19 protein-coding genes are annotated in these 20,844 nt (G+C 67.3%); 10 read left to right on the top strand and 9 right to left on the bottom strand.

The genetic code is table 11. The features are described 5' to 3' along the window. Positions 1-157 precede the first annotated feature (157 nt). From pdhA to PA01_06680, 3 genes are read left to right on the top strand one after another with little or no spacing between them, the layout of a single operon-like run. On the top strand, positions 158-1,246 hold the full coding sequence (gene pdhA, locus PA01_06670) for a pyruvate dehydrogenase (acetyl-transferring) E1 component subunit alpha (GenBank protein ID KON81332.1): 1,089 nt from the start codon (positions 158-160) through the stop codon (positions 1,244-1,246). Continuing rightward, positions 1,239-2,219 (top strand): alpha-ketoacid dehydrogenase subunit beta, encoded by a 981-nt coding sequence (locus PA01_06675; GenBank protein KON81333.1) that lies wholly within the window; start codon positions 1,239-1,241, stop codon positions 2,217-2,219. The genes pdhA and PA01_06675 overlap by 8 nt, the downstream gene beginning before the upstream one ends. Continuing rightward, entirely contained in the window at positions 2,216-3,319 is a 1,104-nt protein-coding gene (locus PA01_06680) for a 2-oxo acid dehydrogenase subunit E2 (protein ID KON81334.1), read from the top strand. Before PA01_06675 ends, PA01_06680 begins: the two co-directional genes overlap by 4 nt. A 2-nt stretch (positions 3,320-3,321) precedes the next feature. On the opposite strand, the gene PA01_06685 is transcribed toward PA01_06680, so the two are convergent. Continuing rightward, the gene (locus PA01_06685; GenBank protein ID KON81335.1) at positions 3,322-3,552 is read right to left on the bottom strand and encodes a hypothetical protein; all 231 of its coding nucleotides are present in this window, start codon (positions 3,550-3,552) and stop codon (positions 3,322-3,324) included. 20 nt (positions 3,553-3,572) lie between these two features. Between PA01_06685 and PA01_06690 the strand changes: the two genes are divergently transcribed. The 3 genes from PA01_06690 (at position 3,573) to PA01_06700 (ending at position 7,266) form a co-directional block, all read left to right on the top strand. After that, a complete protein-coding gene (locus PA01_06690; protein ID KON81336.1) occupies positions 3,573-4,355 on the top strand; it encodes an enoyl-CoA hydratase/isomerase family protein in 783 nt (260 codons plus the stop codon). A 1-nt stretch (position 4,356) separates the two neighbouring features. Beyond that, positions 4,357-6,540, top strand: a complete 2,184-nt coding sequence (locus tag PA01_06695; protein ID KON81337.1) for an acetate--CoA ligase family protein — start codon at positions 4,357-4,359, stop codon at positions 6,538-6,540. 90 nt (positions 6,541-6,630) lie between these two features. Further along, positions 6,631-7,266, top strand: a complete 636-nt coding sequence (locus tag PA01_06700; GenBank protein ID KON82355.2) for a hypothetical protein — start codon at positions 6,631-6,633, stop codon at positions 7,264-7,266. A 44-nt stretch (positions 7,267-7,310) separates the two neighbouring features. Here the strand turns inward: PA01_06700 and PA01_06705 are convergent, their stop codons facing one another. Further along, positions 7,311-8,162 (bottom strand): Tim44-like domain-containing protein, encoded by an 852-nt coding sequence (locus PA01_06705; protein ID KON81338.1) that lies wholly within the window; start codon positions 8,160-8,162, stop codon positions 7,311-7,313. A gap of 76 nt (positions 8,163-8,238) precedes the next feature. Further along, positions 8,239-8,541: an HPF/RaiA family ribosome-associated protein gene (locus PA01_06710; protein KON81339.1), complete on the bottom strand. Its 303-nt coding sequence runs from the start codon at positions 8,539-8,541 to the stop codon at positions 8,239-8,241. Between the two features lie 104 nt (positions 8,542-8,645). Here PA01_06710 and PA01_06715 point away from each other — a divergent pair, with 104 nt between their 5' ends. Then, positions 8,646-9,533 carry a LysR substrate-binding domain-containing protein gene (locus PA01_06715; protein ID KON81340.1) on the top strand — a complete coding sequence of 296 codons (888 nt, stop codon included), beginning with the start codon at positions 8,646-8,648 and terminating at the stop codon, positions 9,531-9,533. 318 nt (positions 9,534-9,851) lie between these two features. Next, on the top strand, positions 9,852-10,280 hold the full coding sequence (locus tag PA01_06720) for a hypothetical protein (protein ID KAI5913060.1): 429 nt from the start codon (positions 9,852-9,854) through the stop codon (positions 10,278-10,280). Here PA01_06720 and PA01_06725 read toward each other — a convergent pair. The 5 genes from PA01_06725 to glmU form a co-directional block, all read right to left on the bottom strand. Then, complete coding sequence (locus PA01_06725; protein KON82356.1) at positions 10,255-10,881, bottom strand: ABC transporter substrate-binding protein; 627 nt, start codon at positions 10,879-10,881, stop codon at positions 10,255-10,257. The genes PA01_06720 and PA01_06725 overlap by 26 nt on opposite strands. 59 nt (positions 10,882-10,940) lie before the next feature. Continuing rightward, positions 10,941-11,738: a VacJ family lipoprotein gene (locus tag PA01_06730; protein ID KON81341.1), complete on the bottom strand. Its 798-nt coding sequence runs from the start codon at positions 11,736-11,738 to the stop codon at positions 10,941-10,943. Between the two features lie 474 nt (positions 11,739-12,212). Continuing rightward, the gene (locus PA01_18665) at positions 12,213-12,860 is read right to left on the bottom strand and encodes a PRC-barrel domain-containing protein (GenBank protein ID KAI5913061.1); all 648 of its coding nucleotides are present in this window, start codon (positions 12,858-12,860) and stop codon (positions 12,213-12,215) included. A 184-nt stretch (positions 12,861-13,044) separates the two neighbouring features. Then, positions 13,045-14,871 carry a glutamine--fructose-6-phosphate transaminase (isomerizing) gene (glmS, locus tag PA01_06740; GenBank protein KON81342.1) on the bottom strand — a complete coding sequence of 609 codons (1,827 nt, stop codon included), beginning with the start codon at positions 14,869-14,871 and terminating at the stop codon, positions 13,045-13,047. Between the two features lie 2 nt (positions 14,872-14,873). Next, on the bottom strand, positions 14,874-16,241 hold the full coding sequence (glmU, locus tag PA01_06745; GenBank protein KON82357.1) for a bifunctional UDP-N-acetylglucosamine diphosphorylase/glucosamine-1-phosphate N-acetyltransferase GlmU: 1,368 nt from the start codon (positions 16,239-16,241) through the stop codon (positions 14,874-14,876). A gap of 195 nt (positions 16,242-16,436) precedes the next feature. On the opposite strand from glmU, the gene PA01_06750 reads away from it, so the two are divergent. Next, positions 16,437-17,849: a bifunctional enoyl-CoA hydratase/phosphate acetyltransferase gene (locus PA01_06750; GenBank protein ID KON81343.1), complete on the top strand. Its 1,413-nt coding sequence runs from the start codon at positions 16,437-16,439 to the stop codon at positions 17,847-17,849. Continuing rightward, positions 17,846-19,030, top strand: a complete 1,185-nt coding sequence (locus tag PA01_06755) for an acetate/propionate family kinase (GenBank protein KON81344.1) — start codon at positions 17,846-17,848, stop codon at positions 19,028-19,030. The genes PA01_06750 and PA01_06755 overlap by 4 nt, the downstream gene beginning before the upstream one ends. A 347-nt stretch (positions 19,031-19,377) precedes the next feature. Here PA01_06755 and PA01_06760 read toward each other — a convergent pair whose 3' ends face one another. Further along, positions 19,378-20,841 (bottom strand): glutamate synthase subunit beta, encoded by a 1,464-nt coding sequence (locus PA01_06760; protein KON81345.1) that lies wholly within the window; start codon positions 20,839-20,841, stop codon positions 19,378-19,380. Positions 20,842-20,844 lie beyond the last annotated feature (3 nt).

A 20,844-nucleotide genomic window follows, 5' to 3' on the forward strand; every position in this document is an offset into this window, starting at 1 on the left:
AAAGCGCATGCCGCAGCGATGTGTCATTGCCGCTTCCGCCGGTCAAGCAAAGACACCGATTCGCGGCGCCAGCCGGAATATTCCGATGCAGTTGGAGTGTCAGTCAGTCTGCATCCCGCATGGGGTGGTCTAGACTGACAGAAACAAGGAGCTTGCGATGACCACCATCGGTCGGTTCCAGATCGACTACACGCGCTTCCTCGATCCGCGGGGCGAAGCGACCCAACCTTTGCCGGATTTCGCCCTCAATGCGGAAAAACTGATTCCGCTGTATCGCGCGATGGTCCTGACGCGCACTTTCGACACCAAGGCGATCGCGCTGCAGCGCACCGGCAAGCTCGGCACGTTCGCGTCGGCGCTCGGACAGGAGGCGATCGGCGTCGGGGTCGCAGCCGCGATGGGCGCCGAGGACGTGCTCGTGCCGTCGTACCGCGACCACGCGGCGCAGCTGATGCGCGGCGTCACGATGGCCGAAAGCCTGCTCTACTGGGGCGGCGACGAGCGCGGCAGCGATTTCGCCGGGCCGCGCGACGACTTCCCGATCTGCGTGCCGATCGCGACGCAGGTCTGCCACGCAGCGGGCGCGGCATATGCATTCCAGTTGCGCCAGGAAGCGCGCGTCGCGGTGTGTTTTCTGGGCGACGGCGGCACGTCGAAAGGCGACTTCTACGAAGCGCTGAACTTCGGCGCAGTATGGAAAGCGCCGCTGGTCGTGGTCGTCAACAACAACCAGTGGGCGATCTCGGTGCCGCGCAGCATGCAGAGCGCCGCGCAGACGCTGGCGCAAAAGGCGATCGCCGCCGGAATCGAAGGCTGCCAGGTGGACGGCAACGACATCGTCGCCGTCCACCACGCAGCGCGGCAAGCGATCGAGAAAGCGCGCAGCGGCGGCGGCCCGAGCCTGATCGAAGCGCTCAGCTACCGCCTCGGCGACCACACCACCGCCGACGACGCGAGCCGTTACCGCGATCCGGCAGTCGTGCAGGAGCACTGGACGTTCGAACCGGTCGTGCGCCTGCGCAATTACCTCGTGCAGCTGAACGCGTGGGATCCGCAGCGGGAAGAACAGCTCGTCAGGGAATGCAACGAAGCGGTCAATGCTGCCGTCGAGACGTATCTCGCGACGCCGCCGCCGACTCCCGCAGCGATGTTCGATCACCTGTACCGCACGCTGCCGGCGGCCGTACAGGAACAGCGCGCCATGGCGCTGCGGTTCGCACCGCACGAGGGAGGCAGCCATGGCTGAGCTCAATCTGATCGAAGCGATCAACCACGCGCTGGCGCACGAGCTGGCCCAAGACCCGGCGGTCGTGCTGCTCGGCGAAGACATCGGCATCAACGGCGGCGTCTTCCGCGCCACCGCAGGCCTGCAGCAGCGCTTCGGCGCCGCGCGCGTCGTCGATACGCCGCTCGCCGAAACCGCGATCGCCGGCACCGCGATCGGCATGGCGGCGATGGGGCTGAAGCCGGTCGCGGAGATCCAGTTTTCGGGCTTCATCTACCCGACGTTCGATCACGTCATCAACCACGCGTCGCGCCTGCGAAACCGCACCCGCGGCAGGCTGTCGTGCCCGCTGGTGCTGCGTTCGCCATGCGGCGCCGGCATCCACGCGCCGGAGCACCACTCGGAAAGCCCGGAGGCGCTGTTTGCGCACGTGCCGGGGCTGCGCGTCGTGATCCCGTCGTCGCCGTCGCGGGCCTACGGCCTGCTGCTGGCGGCGATCCGCGACCCCGATCCGGTGATTTTTCTCGAACCGACGCGGCTGTACCGTCTGTTCAAGCAGGAAGTCGCCGACGACGGGGAGGCGCTGCCGCTCGACGTGTGCTTCACGCTGCGCTCGGGCAGCGACGTGACGCTGGTCAGCTGGGGCGCGATGGTGCACGAAACGCAGACCGCGGCCGACACGCTGGCGCAGCAGGGAATCATGGCCGAAGTCATCGACGTGGCGACGCTCAAGCCGCTCGACATGGGAACGATACTCGAATCGGTGGGCCGCACCGGGCGCTGCGTGATCGTCCACGAAGCCGCGCGCACGGGGGGTTTCGGCGCCGAAATCGCCGCCAATCTCGCCGAAGAGGGCCTCTACACGTTGCTCGCGCCGGTGCAGCGCGTCACCGGATACGACACGGTGGTGCCGCTGGCGCGCCTCGAATACCAGTATCTGCCGAGCGTCGAACGCATCGTCGCGGCAGTCCACAAGACGCTGGAGGGCGCATGAAGATCTTCAAACTGCCCGACCTGGGCGAAGGCCTGCAGGAAGCGGAAATCGTCGAATGGCACGTCGCGGCCGGCGACGAGATCGAGGCCGACCGGCCGCTGCTGTCGGTCGAGACGGCCAAGGCGATCGTCGAGATCCCTTCGCCGCATTCGGGCCGCATCGAGAAGCTGTTCGGCCAGCCGGGACAGATCGTGCATGTCGGCGCGCCGCTGGTCGGTTTTGCCGGCACCGCCGAAGACAGCGACACCGGCACCGTCGTCGGTGAAGTGCAGGTCGGCCACCAGCTCGCGCCGGAAGCGCCCGCCCCCGTCGGCGGCGGCGCGGCGACGATCAAGGCGACGCCGGCAGTGCGCGCGCTCGCGCGCCAGCTCAACGTCGAGCTCGAAATGGTCACGCCGTCGGGGCCGGACGGCCTGATCACGACGGCTGACGTGCAACGCGTCGCGAAGATCCTCGCCGACGTCGGACCACCGGAGATCCTGCGCGGCGTGCGCCGCGCGATGGCACGCAACATGGCGCTCGCGCAAAGCGAAGTGGCGGGGGCGACGGTCGTCGACGACGCCGACATCGACGCGTGGCTGCCGGACAGCGACGTCACGATCCGCCTCGTGCGGGCGCTGGTCGCGGGCTGCCGGGCCGAGCCGGCGCTCAACGCGTGGTACGAGAGCCACACGATGGGACGCCGCGTGCTCGCGAAAATCGACGTCGGCATCGCGATCGACCTCGCCGAAGGACTGTTCGTGCCCGTGTTGCGCGACGTCGCGAACCGCGACGCGAACGACCTGCGCCGCGGCCTGGACCGGATGCGCGCCGACGTCATCGCACGCAAGATCCCCGCCGACGAACTGCGCGGCAACACGATCACGCTGTCGAACTTCGGCATGATCGCCGGCAAGTACGCAGCGCCGATCGTCATGCCGCCGACCGTCGCGATCCTCGGCGCCGGCCGCGTGCACCAACAGGTGCTCGCGATCGACGGGGCACCGGCCGTGCGCCGCGTGCTGCCGTTGAGCCTGACGTTCGACCACCGCGTCGTGACCGGCGGCGAAGCGGCGCGGTTCCTCGCCGCGGTGATCGCGGACCTCGCGCTGCCGGAGTGACTTCAGGCCGCCCCTGCGTTGGCGAGCAGCTTGCCGCAGGCTCTGATCACGTGCCGGCTCTGCCGCGCCCTGTCGCGGATATCGCGGCCCGCGAGGTTCGACCCGAGCACGGGCTGGCCGAAAAAGCGCAGCTCGCTGTCGACTTCCGTTTGGGCGCGTGTCGGCAGCGGCCGATAATGACCGTGGCGCGCGGCCGGCGCCGCACCGCGCTCAATCCCCCGTTCGAGCCCCAACCTCTGCCCCAGGGACAAGCATGAATTACGAGACAATCCTGTACGACATGACGGACGGCATTGCCGAGATCCGGCTGAACCGCCCGCACCGGCTCAATGCCGTGACCGCGCAGCTGTATGACGAACTCAATGCGGCGCTGAGCCGCGCCGAAGCCGACCGGGAAGCGCGCGTCGTGCTGCTCACCGGAGAAGGCCGCGCGTTCTGCGTCGGCGCCGACCTCAAGGAACACAAGGCGGGCCGCACGCCGTTCGAGCGCCGCCAGTACCTGCAGGGCGAGCAGAAAGTGTGCAAGCGGCTGTTGCAGCTCGGCAAGCCGGTGATCGCCGCGGTCAATGGCTTCGCGCTCGGCGCCGGGGCCGAAATGGCGATCGCTTCGGACTTCGTGCTGATGGCCGAAAGCGCGCAGATCGGCTTGCCGGAAATCTCGATCGGCAACTTCCTCGGCGGCGGCGTCACTTACCTGCTGCCGCGCCTCGTCGGGCTGGCGAAAGCGCGCGAGCTGGTATTCCTCGGCGAGCGCATCGGCGCCGCCGAAGCCGTGCGCATCGGGCTCGCGAACCGCGCGCTGCCTGACGAAAGCTTCCTCGACGCCGCGCGCGACTTCGCGCGCCGCATCGCCGGCAAGGCGCCGTTTTCGATGCAGCTCGCGAAGGAGCAGCTGAACATGGCGGCCGAGCGCACCTTCGACGCCGCGCTGACTGCCGAGCTCGAAGGCATGATGTTCGTCGGCACGACGCGCGACTGGCAGGAGGGCGTGGACGCCTTCGCCGAAAAGCGCGCGCCGGTTTTCCGGGGAGAATGACATGGAGCTCGCCCCGCCGTTGCCCAGAACCAGCCCGCTGCACGATTTCCTCGCCCCCCGCTCGATCGCGATCATCGGCGCCTCGACCGACCCCACCAAGCGCGGCTACAAGGCGATGGTCGGGCTGATCAAGGATGGCTATCCGGGCGCGATCTACCCGATCAACCCGAAAGTGGACAACGTGCTCGGCGTCAGGACCTACGCGACGCTCGACGACATCCCCGGCGCGGTGGACCTGGCGCTGATCTGCACGCCGGCCGCGACGGTACCGGGCCTGGTTGCCGATTGCGGCCGCAAAGGCGTCAAGGGCGCCGCCATCCTCGCGAGCGGTTTCCGCGAGACCGGGCCGGCCGGCGCGCGGCTCGAACAGCAGGTGCTGGCCGCGGCGCGCGAAGGCGGCGTGCGCCTCATCGGGCCGAACACTTCAGGCATGTTCAACCTGCACAGGAAAGTCAATCTGCTGGCGCTGACGAACGTCAAGCCGGGCAACATCGGCTTCATTTCGCAGTCCGGCAACATGCTGCTGTCGCTGGTGCTCGAAGCCGAGCACAACGGCCATGTCGGCTTCAGCACCTATGTCGGCCCGGGCAACCAGACCGACATCGGCTTCAACGACTATCTGCGCTACCTCGGCGAGGATCCCGACACCCGGGTCGCGACGTTCTACGTCGAAGGCTTCCGCGACGGCCAGCGCTTTCTGCACAACGCGCGCGAAATCAGCGCGGTCAAGCCGGTCGTCGTATACAAATCCGGCGCGACCGAGCAGGGCAAGAAAGCGGCGAGTTCGCATACCGGCGCACTCGCCGGCAGCTACGCGATGACGGTCGACCTGCTGCGCCAGGTCGGCGTCAGCGTCGTGCAGCATTCGAACGAGATCCTGCCGGTCGCCGAAGGGCTGGGCCTGCTGCAGCACGCGCCGGGCAAGCGCGTCGTGGTGGTGTCGGACGGCGGCGGCCAGGCGACGATCGCGTCCGACCGCCTTGTCGAAGCGGGGCTGGAGCTCGCAGAACTCGGAGAGGTGACGAAAAAGCGCCTCGGCGCGATCCTGCTGCCGCAGGCTTCGCTGGTGAACCCGGTGGATGTCGCCGGCAGCAGCGACGCGAACCCTGCGCTGCTCGCCGAGTGCCTGGCGATCGTCGCCGACGACGACAACGTCGACGCGGTGTTCCTCGTCGGCATGTTCGGCGGCTACCACATCCGTTTCGCCGAGGACCTGCTCGGCGGCGAAATGCGCGGCGCCGAGTCGATGATCGAGCTCGCGCACCGGATCGACAAGCCGGTCGTCGTGTATAGCCTCTACGCGCCGGTCAAGCCTCCGGCGCTGCGCCGCCTGCACGAAGCGGGCGTGCCGGTGTATTCGTCGATCGAATACGCGGTGCGCGTCCTCGCGGCGCTCGGCGAACGCGGCGTGTATCTCAGGGATGCCGCAAACCAGGCGCCGCTGCCGGCGATGGTGCCGAACGACACCACGCTGGCGATTTTCGCCACCGCCCAGGCGGAGGCTCGCGACCTGTTCGAGTTCGAAGCCAAGGCCTTGCTGCGGGCGCATGGCGTCGATGTGCCCGCCGAAGCACTGGTCCGCGATCTCGACGAACTCGACGAAGTCGCCGTCCGCTTCGGCGACCGGCCGCTCGTGATGAAAGTCGTGTCGAAGGACATCCTGCACAAGTCCGACGCGGGCGGCGTCAAGCTGAACCTGCACGGCCGGGCAGCGCTGCGCGAAGCGTTCGACCAGATCATCGGCTCGTGCCATGCGTACAAACCCTCGGCCGACATCAAGGGCGTGCTGGTCACGCCGATGGCGCGCCAGGGCATCGAAGTCATCATCGGCGTCAGCCGCGATCCGATCTTCGGCCCGGTGCTGATGTTCGGCCTCGGCGGCATATTCGTCGAGATCCTCGAAGACGTCGCGTTCCGCGCGATTCCGCTGTCGCGTTACGCCGCGCGGTCGATGGTCGAGCAGATCAGGGCGCGCAAGATCCTCGAGGGCGCGCGCGGCGACGCGCCGATCGACAAGGAAGCGCTCATCGACCTGCTGCTGAAAGTGTCGAGCATCGTTGCCGCCTATCCGCAGCTCACCGAACTCGATCTCAACCCGGTTATCCTCTACGAAAACGGGTACGCGATCGTCGACGCGCGCGTGATCGTCAACCAGGCGGTGCTGAACCCGAAGGACGAGGCCTGAAGACGCGAACCGCCGTCATGGAGGTGCGGCGCTGCGTCGAAACCCCGCTGCCGACGAAGATCGACGTCGAATCGCGAATCGGGCTCGGCATTGCCGCGCCAGCCCTTACACTCCCAACGTCGGGAAGGCCTCGCCACGTTGCCGGCCAGTTCGCGCCTCCGTACAGTCACGTCCGGCGCCGTGCGCCGGACAGTTTTTCTTCCGCAGGTTTTCAAAGGTTTTTCGATGCACCCCGTCCACGATGTTGATGCGCTCCTCCTGCTCGCCCTCGCCCTGTCTGCAAAACGGCGGCCGGCCGAACTCGCCGAAGTCATGGCCGCGGCCGACCTGATCCAGGGCGCCATTCCTTCCGAAACGAAACTGGGCGACGCCTTTCACCGCCTCTCGACACACGGTCTGATCGATGAGGTGGACGGCCGCTTCACGCTGACGTCGGACGCGCAGAAGATCCTGGCCGGCCAGCCGAAGAAAGCCGAAACCGCAGAACGCATCTTCAGCGTGCGGGAAAAGCTCTCGGCGTACGAGCCGGCGGGGAAACACGCTCCGATCGTGCTCACCGAGGAGCAACTGGCCCAAGCGATCCTCGCGCACCGCAGCGCCGGACAGGGCGCAGGCAAGAACATGCTGGTGCCGAAACCCAAGAGCGCGGACGACGACGCGAAGCGTCCGGACAAGCGCCCCGGTCAATGGCGCCGTCCTTTCGCGTCGCGCAAACGCAAGGCCTGAACAGCTTCGGCGGACGGCAACGAAGCTCGCCCGCCCGAATCGCGTCAATCGGACTGCTGAATGCCGGCGACGACCCAGCCGCAGCTGCCGTCGAGCGCTTTCGCGAGATGCCACCGCTCGTCGAACTCGACCGGTGCCGCCCCCGCTTCTTCACGGATCAGGCCGTGGAAACGCACGCTGACGAGGTGACGCTGCGCCTCTTCGGCGTAGCCGACGACTTCCGCATGCAGATCGACCACTTCAGTGCGCTGGACGGCGTCGCCGCGCTCCTGGATCTGCATTTGCAGCTCCGCGAACATCTCCGGCGTGACGAATTCGCGCAGGTCGTCGAGGTTGCGCGCGTCGTTCGCCGCCTGCAAGCGCACGAAGTTGAGCTTCGCCTGGCGCACGAAAGCGCCCTCATCGAAACCTGCCGGAAGCATGCCTGCGCCGGAAGGCGCAGCCGCCGCCGCAACCCCGGAAGCCTGGGCCGGCATCGCGACCGTTCCGCCGCCCGCCCCCGCTGCCGCGTACTGGATTGCCGGCGCGGTCGAGCGTTTGCGCATCACGAGGCGGAACACGGCGAACGCCGCCAGCGCCAGCAGCGCGATCATCAGGATGTTCGCAAGTCCTTCGCCCATGCCCAGATGCGACGCGAGCGCCGCGAGACCGAGACCTGCCGCAAGGCCGGCCAGCGGACCCATCCAGCTGCTCTTCTTCGCGGCCTGCCCCGCCGTCGCAGCGGCATTCGGCGCCGTATCGGCGCTCCGGGCCATCGGCGCGGCTGGCGCCTGCGTCGTCGCATCCCGCTGAGCGCCGAAGGATTTTCCGCCGCCGAGACGTTTTGCCTCGGCGTCGGGCAGCGTCAGGCCTACACTCAGCACGACGGCGAAAAGGGTGAGGAAAAAGCGTTTCATGTAGCAAGGACTCCGGTCGATTGAATTCGGGAAAACTGTAGGTCGCGCACCACTTTCGTCGCGCAGGGACCGCACGTCACGCGGCGTACGTGCGCCGATATTGCCGCTCGAGCCGGCGCGCCGCGCCTTTCAATGCGTCGTCGATCGACTGCAGCCAGTCGCGCGCGATCGCACTGACGACGACATCGCGCGTGCCGACCACTTTCAGCCTGACCTCGCAGCACTTGTCCGGACCGGCATCGCGGCCGAGGTCCGACAGGCGCACGGTCGCGTGGGGAACGAGCCAGGACAGGCGGCGCAGCGCAAAACGCAGCCGGGCCTCGATCGCGTTCCTGAACCGCATGCCGGCAGCGCGGCCGGATTCGACTTGCACCTCCATCGCAATCCTCCTGTTGAGTGATGACCGGACGACGATAGTTCACATCGGACTTCCTTTGAAGCTTAATTCGGCGTAGTTTCACTTCGTAAAAAAGGAAGTCCACGATGTACCCCATCAACTTTCGCCACCTCTATTATTTCTGGATCGCCTCGAAGGAAGGCGGGATCGCGCGCGCCGCGGAGCGCCTCGACATGGCGATTCAGACCGTCAGCACGCAGGTGCGGGAGCTCGAGCATTCGCTCGGCCACGCCCTTTTTCGCTCCGCGGGCCGCGGCGTCGAGCTCACCGAAGCCGGCGCGACTGCCGTGCGCTACGCCGAACAGATTTTCCAGCTCGCCGAAGCGCTGCCGGAAGCGGTGCGCGAAGCGGCCGCGGAGCCGGGCGTGCGGCTCAGCGTCGGCATCGCCGACAGCCTGCCGAAGCTCGCGGTGCGGCACCTGCTGCAGCCGGCGGTGCAGACTCCGGGCCTGCGGCTGCTGTGCCACGAGAGCAGCTTCGACGACCTGCTCGCCGACCTCGCCCGCCACCGGCTCGACGTCGTGCTCGCCGACCGCCCGGCCCCGACGAACCCGAACCTGCGGGTGTTCAGCCATCGGCTCGGAAAAGCTTCGTTCGCGTGGTATGCGCCCGCGATACTGCTCGACGGACGCGAAAGCGAGTTCCCCGCGTGCCTCGCGCAGCTGCCGCTGCTGCTGCCGACGACTCACTCCGCAGTGCGGGCGCGGCTCGATGACTGGCTCGCGCGCCACGGCATCCGCCCGCGGATCGTCGGGGAATTCGAGGACAGCGCGCTCCTCGCCACGTTTGGCGAAAGCGGGCTCGGCGCGTTCCCCGCGCCCGAATGGTCGTTCGACGAACTGCCGCAGGGACGCGGACTCACGCTGCTCGGGCGCTGTCCGGACGTCGTCGAACATTTCTATGCGATCCTCGCGCACCGCAAAGTCGAGCACCCGGTGGTGCGCAAACTGCTCCTGACCGCCGAGCAGTCCTGAGCTTCGCTCCGGAGACGTTCGCGTCCGATTCCGCTCTCAGCGAGGGGGAATCGGCGCTGCCGAGGATCGGGCGGCGATGACGATGGGCAGCACACGATCGGAGGGTCGGCTGCGCCAAAGCGCGACGGAATGGACGGACGTGGCTGTTGAATCCGCCGACGTGTCGCTGCCGCCAGACCGGCGAAACCGGTCGAGCGGCAGCGATACAACAGCGAGGCCGCGACAGCGGCCTCGCAGCGACTACTGCATCCTGGTTCAGGTGTTGCCGCGGTTTGATCCGCCCTGTCCCTGACCGGGCTGCCTTTGGGTGCCTTGGCTTTGCTCTTCCTGCCTTTGACCGCCCTGGCCGGCTTGTCCCTGGCCGGGTTGCCGCTGGGTACCCATGCCCTGCTCGTGTTGTTGTTGCTGACCGCCCTGGCCTTGGCCCGGCTGCTTCTGCGTGCCCTGGCTTTGCTCCTGCTGCCTTTGACCGCCCTGACCGCCTTGGCCCTGGCCGGGCTGCTTCTGCGTACCCTGGCTTTGCTCTTGCTGCTTTTGACCACCCTGACCGCCCTGGCCGGGCTGCTGCTTCTGGATGTCCTGCTGCTGCTCGCCCTGGTTCTGACCACGCTGGTTCTTCTGTTCCATGATTTTCTCCATGCACAGGGGCGACGGGAAACGTCGCCTGTCGAACTTGTAGCAATGCACGGGCCCGGGAATGTCGAAGTTTCCACCGCGGCCGTCAGGACTGCCCGGCTCGTGGCGTGAACTCCTGCCCCTTGGCCTCGAGCGAGCGGATCAGGCCATCGATCCCGCCCAGGCGGATCTGCTGCGAGAACGTGCCACGGTAATTCGTCACGAGGCTGACACCCGTGACGACGATGTCGAAAATCTTCCATCCGTCGGCGCGCTGCTCGAGGACGTAGTCGACGGTCACCGGCTGCCCCCCGGGCTGGCGGATCTCGGTCTGGACCTTGACGATCTTGTCCGACGGATTCGTGCGCAGCGGGCGAACCTGGACCGTCTGGTCGCGATACTGCGTCAGCGCATTCGAATAAGTCCGCACGAGCATGTTGTAGAACGCGTCCATCAGCCGCTTCTGCTGCTCGGGCGACGCCTCGCGCCAGTCGCGCCCGACGGCCAGCATCGTCATGCGCCGGAAGTTGAAGTGCGGCAGCACCACCTGTTCGACGAGCCCGACGACCTGGGTCGTTTCGCCGGCGCGCAGCGACTCGTTGGTCTGCAGGATTTGCAACACATCGCCGGAGAGCTTGTCGATCAATTGGTCGGGAGCGGGGCCGCCCGCCGAAACGCCGCTCGGCAGGAACGAGAGAACCGAGATGTACAGCGCAAAGAAAGTCGATTTCATGTTGATCACCTCATCGTAAGCAGGTCCGGGAGCGGAATCGTTCCGGACATGCGGGTCAATCAGAGACGCCCGGCAGCCGGACGCGCGTCACTTGCGAATTGCGGCGCGGCAGGCACGAGCGATGCCTCCTCGTCGGGTTCGAAGTCTTCGTATTCCAGCGACGGCTTGCCGTCGTGCACCTTGGCGCGGCGCTGCTGCAGATGGAAATTGCGGGTAAAGGTGTATTTGTCCAGCGTGCCTTCGTCGAGCGTCTTCTCGAATCCGAGCAGGCGCGCGCGCTTGTCGGCAATGCGCAGCCCGACCAGCGAATTGCGCGTCGGCACGTGAGCCACTCGCCACACCGGGTCGCCTGCGCCGTCGAGCGGAAGCACCGCCGCGTCGCGCAACGTGCTCGGGCCGAAAAATGGCACGACGACATACGGCCCTTCGCCCACGCCCCACACGGCGAGCGTCTGGCCGAAATCCTCGTCGTTCTTCTGCAACTCGAGCTCGGACGCGACATCCAGCAGTCCGAAGATTCCGAACGTCGAGTTCACGAGAAAACGCGTCCAGTCGGACAAGCCGGCGCCGACCTTGCCCTGGAGAAAGTTGTTGAAGCCGATCCAGAGGTCGCCGAGATTGCCGAAGAAATTGCCGACGCCGGTCTGCACCGGCGTCGGCGCGAAAGTGTCGTAGATGGTCGCCAGCGGCCGGGCCACTGCCTTGTCGACGCGCTCGTTGAAGCTGAACATCGCCTGGTTGTAGCGCTCGAGCGGATCGTCGGGGTTGCGCGGCACGCTCGAACATCCGCCCGCGACCAGGACCGCACAGGCGATGAGCAGCGCAAAAGCCCGGGACCGCGGTTGGAATGCTCTCATGCTGATCTCTTGTTGTTCCGTTTGTCACTTGAAAGGGGAAGCTGCCGGGTTTCTTACAGCCAGATACATGCCAGAACGCGCAAGCCGTTGATTAGCAATATATTGCTTGGAGAAACCGAGAGATGCACGATAGTGCACGGATGACGCGACCGTTCAGTTCTGAACGTCAAGCGTTCAGTGTTGAACGTTCAGTGCGGCGGGTCGAAAAGTTCGCTGACGTGAGCGCGGCCGAATCGCTGCGCGGCGAGGGGGCGCCGTCCTGCCGCCACGCGAGCCGGGAAAACCCACAATCGAAGTGAAAAATCTGCCTTGTCGCGCTGCCGCCCTCGCTCGTCCGCGCCAGTGCAGCGCAAAAAAAGGCGGCCGGACTTCTGCCCGGCCGCCGTTCGCGAAAGTCACGCCGCGGATTCAAGAGCAAGCCGGGCGTCGATCTCGTCCGGCTTGCAGATGGACGCGGGAGCTCGAAGTCTCCGCTTATCGGGTCGTCGTCTCGCGATCGGTCGGAGAGGTGTCCTGTCCACGCGTCGCGTCCGGCGTCGACGGGCTGCGCATCGTGTCGCCGGCGCCCGGCGTCGTCGTTGTCGGCGACGACGGCGTCACGCTGCGCGACTTGGATTCGTCAGCTTCGAACGCCGAAAACTCGCTGATCGGACGGTCGGTCGGTTCGAGCTCGACGTACTGTTCCGACTCGTATTCCGGCCTCGCCTTCAGCTCATCCTCGGTGGCGCTGACGTGCAGCTTGCCGTCCCGATAACTGAGTTGGTCGAGCGGCACCGCGACTTCCTTGTCGCCCATCCCCATCACGCCACCGGCAGAAATTACTACCTGAATGTTCCGCTCGTCACGGCTACGCACCACTTCCTTCACCGAGCCGATCTCTTTGCCGGTCTGGCTGACGACTTCCTTGCCTTCCAGCTCGCGCGGCGTCATGTTCTGAAGCTGAGTTGCCGCGGCGGTGCTTCCGGTTCCGGCTGCCGCGCCGGTTGTGCCCGACTGGTTCATCGGCTGCGACGTGCCTGATTCGGAGGACTTGTAAGTTTTATCCCCTTCCGCCCATACGGGCGAAGCGACGAATACAGCAATCGCGCTGGCTATCAGCGACTTGCGATAGATCGGGTTCATGGCACTCTCCTCTGTCAAGGTACTTGATCTGACCGGTCCTCCCTGTGCAGGTTACGCAGGGCTCGGAGGCGGTCCGAGGTGAGCGCTGCAAAATCCGGTCCCGCCCCTGCACTGCGAGGGGGCGTTTTCGGCTTCACTGCGGATTTTCGACTTCAAGCGGCCGGAACAGCGCCCGGCCCCGACCTCACTCCACCGTCACCGACTTCGCGAGGTTCCTCGGTTTATCGACGTCGGTGCCCTTGACGAGTGCCGCGTGGTACGACAGCAGCTGCAGCGACACGACGTGCAGCACCGGCGACAGCATGCCGTAGTGCTCGGGCATCGGCAGGATGTGCACGCCTTCGGATTCGGCGATCTCGCTGCCGGCGTCGGCGAAGACGTAGAGTTCGCCGCCGCGCGCGCGGACTTCCTGCAGGTTCGACTTGAGCTTTTCGAGCAGCTCGTCGGCTGGCGCGATCGCGATGACCGGCATGTCGCGGTCGACGAGCGCGAGCGGGCCGTGCTTGAGCTCGCCGGCAGCGTACGCTTCGGCGTGGATGTACGAGATTTCCTTGAGCTTCAGCGCGCCTTCCATCGCGATCGGCCAGTGGCGGCCGCGGCCGAGGAACAGCGCGTGATGCTTGCCGGCGAAGCGCTGCGCCCAGGCTTCGATCTGCGGTTCGAGTTCGAGCACTTTCTGCACCGCGACCGGCAGGTGGCGCAGCGCGACGAGGTAGCGCGCCTCGTCGGCTTCGGGCAGACGGCCGGCGAGCTTCGCGAGCGCGAGCGTCAGCAGCGCGAGCGCGGCGAGCTGGGTCGTGAACGCTTTCGTCGATGCGACGCCGATCTCCGGGCCGGCGCGCGTGATGAAGCGCAAGCAGGCTTCGCGCACGATCGCGGACTCCGGCACGTTGCAGATCGCCAGCGTGCGCGCCATGCCGAGGCTCTTCGCGTGCTTCAGCGCGGCGAGCGTGTCGGCAGTCTCGCCGGACTGCGAAATGACGACGACGAGGGTGTCGGGGTCGGGCACCGAATCGCGGTAGCGGTATTCGCTCGCGATCTCGACGGTGCACGGCACTTTCGCGACCGACTCCAGCCAGTAGCGCGCGACGAGACCGGCGTGGTAGCTCGTGCCGCACGCGAGCACCAGCACGCGGCGCACGCCGCCGAACACGTCCGCGGCCTGGCTGCCGAACAGCTGCGGGCTGATCGAGCCGCCGCCGGCGATCAGCTCGAGCGTGTTCGCGAGCGCCTGCGGCTGCTCGAAGATTTCCTTCTGCATGTAGTGGCGATACTGGCCGAGCTCGACCGCGTCGGCCGACAGGCTCGACACGTGCACGTCGCGCTCGACCGGCACGCCGTCGGGCCGGACGATGCGGTAGGCATCGACGCGCAGCTCGGCGAGGTCGCCGTCCTCGAGGTAGATCACGTTGCGCGTAACCTGCAGCAGCGCCGCCGTGTCGGATGCGGCATACATGCCGTCGTCGCCGACGCCGAGCAGCAGCGGCGAGCCGCGTCGCGCGACGATGATGCGCTCGGGCTCGGCTTCGGCGATCACGCCGATCGCGTAGGCCCCGACGAGCTCGTTCGTCGCGAGCCGCACCGCTTCGAAAAGATCCGCCCCCGATTCGAGCTTCGCGTGGACCAGATGGGCAATCGCCTCGGTGTCGGTCTCGGATTCGAAACGATAGCCGCGCGCTTCGAGCGTCTCCTTGATCGCCTCGAAGTTCTCGATGATGCCGTTATGCACGACCGCGAGTCCGCCGGAGATGTGCGGATGCGCGTTGCGCTCCGACGGCACGCCGTGCGTCGCCCAGCGCGTGTGCGCGATGCCGAGGCTGGCGCGCAGTTCGTTGGACTCGGCGAGCGCCGCGAGCTCGGCGACGCGCCCGGTCGAGCGCAGGCGCTTCAATCCGCTGCCGAGCACCGCCAGCCCGGCCGAGTCGTAGCCGCGGTATTCGAGCTTGCGCAGGCCTTCGAGGAGGACCGGGACGACGTTGCCGGTCGCGATCGCAGTGACGATGCCGCACATGATTATTCTCCCGCCTTTTTCTTGACCGGCCGCTTCCAGCCCGGAATGCTGATCTGTCTGGCGCGCGACACCGTGAGCTGGTCTGCGGGCGCGTCTTTCGTCAGCGTCGTCCCCGCCCCGAGCGTTGCGCCGCGCCCGACCCGAACCGGGGCGACGAGCTGGGTGTCGGAGCCGATGAAGACGTCGTCGCCGATCGTCGTGCGGTACTTGTTCGCGCCATCGTAGTTGCACGTGATCGTGCCCGCGCCGACGTTCACGCGCCGGCCGATGTCGGCATCGCCGATGTAGGCGAGGTGGTTCGCCTTCGAGTCGTCGGCGATCGCGCTGTTCTTGACTTCGACGAAGTTACCCAGATGCACGCCGTCGCCGAGCGTCGTGCCCGGGCGCGTGCGCGCATACGGACCGATGACGCAGTCGCGCCCGGTCACGGTGTCCTCGACGTGCGAGAACGGCGCGAGCCGGGAGCCTGCGCCGATCCTCGCGTTGCGGATCACGCAGTGGGCGCCGATCTTCACGTCGTCGGCGAGCTCGACGCGGCCTTCGAACACGCAGTTGACGTCGATTTCGACGTCGCGGCCACACCGCAGCTCGCCGCGCACATCGAGGCGCGCCGGGTCGAACAGCGTGACGCCGTCCTCCATCAGCCGCGTCGCGATGTTGCGCTGGTGGATGCGCTCGAGTTCGGCGAGCTGCGGCTTGCTGTTGACGCCGAGCGTCTCCCACGCCGCGTCGGGCTGCACGGTCGTGACTTCGACGCCTTCGGCGACCGCCATGCCGATGATGTCGGTGAGGTAGTACTCGCGCTGCGCGTTGTCGTTGCCAAGCCGCGCGAGCCAGTCGCGCAGCCGCGCGACCGGAGCGACGAGGATGCCGGTATTGACTTCGCGCACGCGGCGCTCGTCGGCGCTCGCGTCCTTCTCCTCGACGATGCGCACGACGCGCCCCGCCGCATCGCGCAGGATGCGGCCGTAGCCGGCCGGATCGGCGAGTTCGACGGTCAGCAGCGCAAGGCGCTCGCCGCCGGCAGCGGCTTCGAGGCGGCGCAGCGTCGGCACGCCGATCAGCGGCACGTCGCCGTACAGCACCAGCGCCATGTCGCCGTCGGTCAGATGCGGCAAGGCCTGCAGCACCGCGTGGCCGGTGCCGAGCTGCGGCTCCTGCACTGCCCACTGCACCGCAGCATGCTGCAGCCGCGTCCGCACCGCTTCGCCGCCGTGGCCATGGACGACGCAGACGCGCCGCGCCTCCAGCGCTTGCGCTGCCGCAATGACGTGCTCCAGCATCGGCCGGCCGGCAATCGGCTGCAGCACCTTGGGCAATGCGGATCGCATCCGCTTGCCCTGCCCTGCGGCGAGAATCACGACTTCCATGAACACTCCGGTAACGATCGAAAACCGCGCGGATTCTATCATGCAGCCCCGCTCCGGCCCGGTTACCATCTGCATCGCCGCGGCCACCTGCGGCATTTTTGCGCGCCGCAGCAGAAATAATCGCGAAGGCCGCGTGGCGCCTGGACGCGCCCGCTAGAATTCCGCTTTTGCACCGCCCGGAGGGCAGGACCGATCATGATGCAAGTCGCCACCCAGTTCATCCAGAACCGTGTCTTCGACGAGATCCAGGTAGGCGATCGTGCGGAGCTGGTGCGCACGCTGCGCCCCGATGACATCCATCTGTTCGCGATCATGTCCGGCGACGTCAATCCGACCCATGTCGATACCGAATACGCGCGCTCGAGCCAGTTCCGCGAAGTCGTCGGCCACAGCATGTGGGGCAGCACGCTGATCTCGACCGTCCTCGGCACCGAGTTTCCCGGCCCCGGCACCGTCTATGTTTCGCAGGGGCTGAATTTCTGGCGGCCGATCACGATCGGCGACACCTTGACGATCACCGTGACGTGCCGCGAGAAGTTCGAGCACAACCACCACATCGTCTTCGACTGCGTCGCGCTCAACCAGGACGGGCTGAAAGTCATCGACGGCGTCGCCGAAGTCCAGGCGCCGACCGAAAAGGTCAAGCGCCCGCGCATCGCGCTGCCGGAAGTGACGATTTCCGACCGCGAACTGCGCTACGGCCACCTGTTGTCGATCACTGCCGGCCGGGCGCCGATCCCGATCGCAGTGGCACATCCTTGCGACGCGGAGTCGCTGCGCGGACCGCTGCAGGCCGCTGCGGCCGGGCTCGTCGTGCCGGTGCTGGTCGGCCCCGAAGCGAAGATTCGCGCCGTCGCGGAGCAGGAAGGGCTGAACCTGCAAGGCTTTCGCATCGTCGATGTCCCGCACAGCCACGCTGCCGCCGAAACGGCCGTCGCGCTCGCGCGCGACGGCGTCGTCGAGGCGCTGATGAAAGGGTCGCTGCACACCGACGAGCTGATGAGCGCGGTGCTGTCGAAAGTCGGCGGCCTGCGCACCGCGCGCCGCGTCAGCCACGTCTTCATCGCCGACGTGCCGACCTATCCGCACCCGCTCCTGATCACCGATGCGGCGATCAACATCGAGCCGACCCTCGAGGACAAAGCCGACATCGTCCAGAACGCGATCGACCTCGCGCACGTGCTCGGCCTCGCCGAGCCGAAAGTCGCGATCCTGTCGGCCGTCGAGACCGTGACCTCGAAGCTGCGCTCGACGATCGACGCTGCGGCGCTGTGCAAGATGGCCGACCGCGGCCAGATCCGGGGCGGCCTGCTCGACGGGCCGCTTGCGTTCGACAACGCGATCTCGCTCGTCGCGGCCAAGACCAAGGGCATCAACTCGCTGGTCGCCGGCAACGCCGACATCCTCGTCGTGCCGGACCTCGAATCCGGCAACATGGTCGCGAAGCAGCTCGAATACCTCGCCGACGCGCTGATGGCGGGCGTAGTGCTCGGCGCACGCGTGCCGATCGTGCTGACGAGCCGCGCCGACACGGCCGAGACGCGCACCGCGTCGTGCGCGATCGTGCAACTGATGGCGCACAAGAAGCGCGAGGCAAGACTCGCATGAAAGCGATCCTGGTCATCAACGCGGGCTCGAGCAGCGTCAAGTTCGCGCTGTACGCGAGCGAACCGGAGCTGGCCGCAAAACCCGCGCTGTCGGGTCAGATCGAGGGAATCGGCGCGACGCCGATGCTGTCGGCGCAGGACGCCGCCGGGCTTCGCTACCGGGAGCCGGTGCACAGCGCGGGCGAGCAGGCCGAGCAGCATCGCGACGCGCTCAACCACCTGTTCGCATGGCTCGCCGCACACAACCCGGCGCTCGACATCGTCGCGGCCGGGCATCGCATCGTGCATGGCGGCGAACTCCACAGCGCGCCGGTGCGGCTGAACGAGTTCGTGCTGCGCGACCTCGACAGCTTCGTGCCGCTCGCGCCGCTGCACCAGCCGCACAACCTGCGCGCAGTGCGCGCAGTGGCCGTGCTGCTGCCCGGCATCCCGCAGGTCGGCTGCTTCGATACCGCGTTCCACCGCACGCAACCGCCGCTCGCGCAGGCGTTTGCGCTGCCGCGCGCGATCACCGCCCGCGGCGTCAAGCGCTACGGGTTCCACGGCCTGTCGTACGATTACGTCGCCCGCCAGCTGCCCGACGTCATCGGCCCGCGCGCGAGTGGCGCGGTGCTGATCGCGCATCTGGGCAACGGCGCGTCGATGTGCGCGCTGCGCGACGGCAGGAGCATCGCTTCGACGATGGGCTTCACCGCCGTCGACGGCCTGATGATGGGCACGCGCACCGGCAGCCTCGACCCGGGCGTGCTGCTGTACCTGATGGAACAGCAGCACCTGGACGCGAAAGCGCTGACGAACCTGCTGTACAAGGAATCCGGGCTGCTCGGCGTGTCCGGCATCAGCCAGGACATGCGCACGCTGCTGGCGTCGCCGGCGCGCGAAGCGAAAGAAGCGGTGGATCTGTTCTGCTATCGCATCGCGCGCGAGATCGGCTCGCTCGCAGCCGCCGCCGGCGGGCTCGACGCGCTGGTGTTCACCGGCGGCATCGGCGAACACGCCGCACCGGTGCGCGAACAGGTCGCCGAACTGTCGGCGTGGCTCGGCGTGAAAATCGACGCGCAGGCGAACGCCGCCGACGCCCCGCGCATCGACGCACCAGACAGCCGCGTCGCGGTCGCGGTCGTACCGACGAACGAGGAACGGATGATCGCGCGCTACACGGCCGAGGTGCTGAAGCTGTAAGCGGCGCCGGCTGCGAGCCCCCTCGAACCACACAAACGACAGGGGCGACCCGCAGATCGCCCCTTTCATCCCATCGCGCCCGACGCTCGCTTCAGCGCGGCAGCACGCTCTCGCCCATCAGGAACCGGTCGACTTCGCGGGCGCATTGACGACCCTCGCGCCCTGCGGCCCGGTCGGCCCGCATTCGTCCACTCCCCGCCCGTGGGCGGTCCGCGTCGTTCAGCGGGGAAGGACGCTCTGACCCATGAGGAACTGATCGACTTCGCGGGCGCATTGACGACCCTCGCGCCCTGCGGGCCGGTCGGCCCGCATTCGTCCCCTCCCCGCCCGTGGGCGGTCCGCGTCGTTCAGCGGGGAAGGACGCTCTGACCCATGAGGAACTGGTCGACTTCGCGGGCGCATTGACGACCTTCGCGGATCGCCCACACGACGAGCGACTGGCCACGGCGCACGTCGCCCGCCGCGAACACTTTCGGCGAGGTCGTCGCGTAGCAGCCTTCGCCGTCGGTCGTCGCCTTCGCGTTGCCGCGTCCGTCCCGGTCGACGCCGAACGCTTCGAGCAGGCTCGCAGCCGGGTTCGTGAAGCCCATCGCGAAGAACACCAGATCGGCCTTGACGTCGAATTCCGAGCCCGGCACTTCCGCCATCCGACCGTCCTTCCACTCGAGGCGGACCGCTTTCAAGCCTTCGACCTTGCCGTTCGTGCCATAGAAAGCTTTCGTCGCGACGGCGAAGTCGCGCTCGCAGCCTTCCTCGTGCGACGACGACGTGCGGAACTTGATCGGCCAGTACGGCCACGTCAGCGCCTTGTTCTCCTGCTCCGGCGGCATCGGCATCAGCTCGAACTGCGTGACGCTCGCCGCACCGTGGCGGTTCGACGTGCCGACACAGTCGGAGCCGGTATCGCCGCCGCCGATGACGACGACGTGCTTGCCGGTCGCCGAGATCGGGTTCGGCGCGCCGCCGGCGACCGCCTTGTTCTGCGGGATCAGGAATTCCAGCGCGAAATGCACGCCGTCGAGCTCGCGCCCGGGGACCGGCAGGTCGCGCGGCACTTCGGAGCCGGCAGCGAGGATCACCGCATCGAACTCCTTCGTGATCGCCTCGGCACTGACGACTTCCTTCGCGTCACTGGCGATGCCGGCCGGCAGCTCCGCTGAGCCGACGACGACGCCGGTGCAAAAAGCCACGCCTTCGGCCTGCATCTGCTCGATGCGCCGGTCGATCAGCGACTTTTCCATCTTGAAGTCGGGGATGCCGTAGCGCAGCAGCCCGCCGATGCGGTCGTTCTTCTCGAACACCGTCACGTCGTGCCCGGCGCGCGCGAGCTGCTGCGCGGCAGCGAGGCCGGCCGGGCCGGAGCCGACGACCGCGACTTTCCTACCGGTCTTCGACTTCGGCGGGCGCGGCTGCACCCAGCCCTCTTCCCACGCCTTGTCGATGATCGCGTGCTCGATCGACTTGATGCCGACCGGGTCGGCGTTGATGTTCAGCGTGCACGCGGCTTCGCACGGCGCCGGGCAGATGCGCCCGGTGAACTCCGGGAAGTTGTTCGTCGAGTGCAGCACTTCGATCGCCTGACGCCACTGGTTGCGGTAAACGAGATCGTTCCAGTCCGGAATGATGTTGTTCACCGGGCAGCCGGTGTTGCAGAACGGGATGCCGCAGTCCATGCAGCGCGCGCCCTGCACCGCGGCCTGTTCGTCGGAGAGGCGCATGACGAACTCTTTGTACTTCTTCACCCGCTCCGCAACCGGCTCGTAGGCCTCGGAAAGACGCTGGTACTCCAAAAATCCGGTGGGCTTCCCCATTTT

Source organism: Azoarcus sp. PA01, assembly GCA_001274695.2.
Classification (GTDB): Bacteria; Pseudomonadota; Gammaproteobacteria; order Burkholderiales; family Rhodocyclaceae; genus Aromatoleum.

Bases quoted from the DNA above. Each gene is read 5' to 3' on its own strand.
- PA01_06690 (KON81336.1), top strand. From the start codon at position 3,573: ATGAATTACGAGACAATCCTGTACGACATGACGGACGGCATTGCCGAG.
- glmU (KON82357.1), bottom strand. From the start codon at position 16,241: ATGGAAGTCGTGATTCTCGCCGCAGGGCAGGGCAAGCGGATGCGATCC.
- PA01_06675 (KON81333.1), top strand. From the start codon at position 1,239: ATGGCTGAGCTCAATCTGATCGAAGCGATCAACCACGCGCTGGCGCAC.
- PA01_06680 (KON81334.1), top strand. From the start codon at position 2,216: ATGAAGATCTTCAAACTGCCCGACCTGGGCGAAGGCCTGCAGGAAGCG.
- PA01_06725 (KON82356.1), bottom strand. From the start codon at position 10,881: ATGAAATCGACTTTCTTTGCGCTGTACATCTCGGTTCTCTCGTTCCTG.
- PA01_06705 (KON81338.1), bottom strand. From the start codon at position 8,162: ATGAAACGCTTTTTCCTCACCCTTTTCGCCGTCGTGCTGAGTGTAGGC.
- PA01_06710 (KON81339.1), bottom strand. From the start codon at position 8,541: ATGGAGGTGCAAGTCGAATCCGGCCGCGCTGCCGGCATGCGGTTCAGG.
- PA01_06755 (KON81344.1), top strand. From the start codon at position 17,846: ATGAAAGCGATCCTGGTCATCAACGCGGGCTCGAGCAGCGTCAAGTTC.
- PA01_06760 (KON81345.1), bottom strand. From the start codon at position 20,841: ATGGGGAAGCCCACCGGATTTTTGGAGTACCAGCGTCTTTCCGAGGCC.
- PA01_06750 (KON81343.1), top strand. From the start codon at position 16,437: ATGATGCAAGTCGCCACCCAGTTCATCCAGAACCGTGTCTTCGACGAG.
- PA01_06695 (KON81337.1), top strand. From the start codon at position 4,357: ATGGAGCTCGCCCCGCCGTTGCCCAGAACCAGCCCGCTGCACGATTTC.
- pdhA (KON81332.1), top strand. From the start codon at position 158: ATGACCACCATCGGTCGGTTCCAGATCGACTACACGCGCTTCCTCGAT.
- PA01_06730 (KON81341.1), bottom strand. From the start codon at position 11,738: ATGAGAGCATTCCAACCGCGGTCCCGGGCTTTTGCGCTGCTCATCGCC.
- glmS (KON81342.1), bottom strand. From the start codon at position 14,871: ATGTGCGGCATCGTCACTGCGATCGCGACCGGCAACGTCGTCCCGGTC.
- PA01_06715 (KON81340.1), top strand. From the start codon at position 8,646: ATGTACCCCATCAACTTTCGCCACCTCTATTATTTCTGGATCGCCTCG.
- PA01_18665 (KAI5913061.1), bottom strand. From the start codon at position 12,860: ATGAACCCGATCTATCGCAAGTCGCTGATAGCCAGCGCGATTGCTGTA.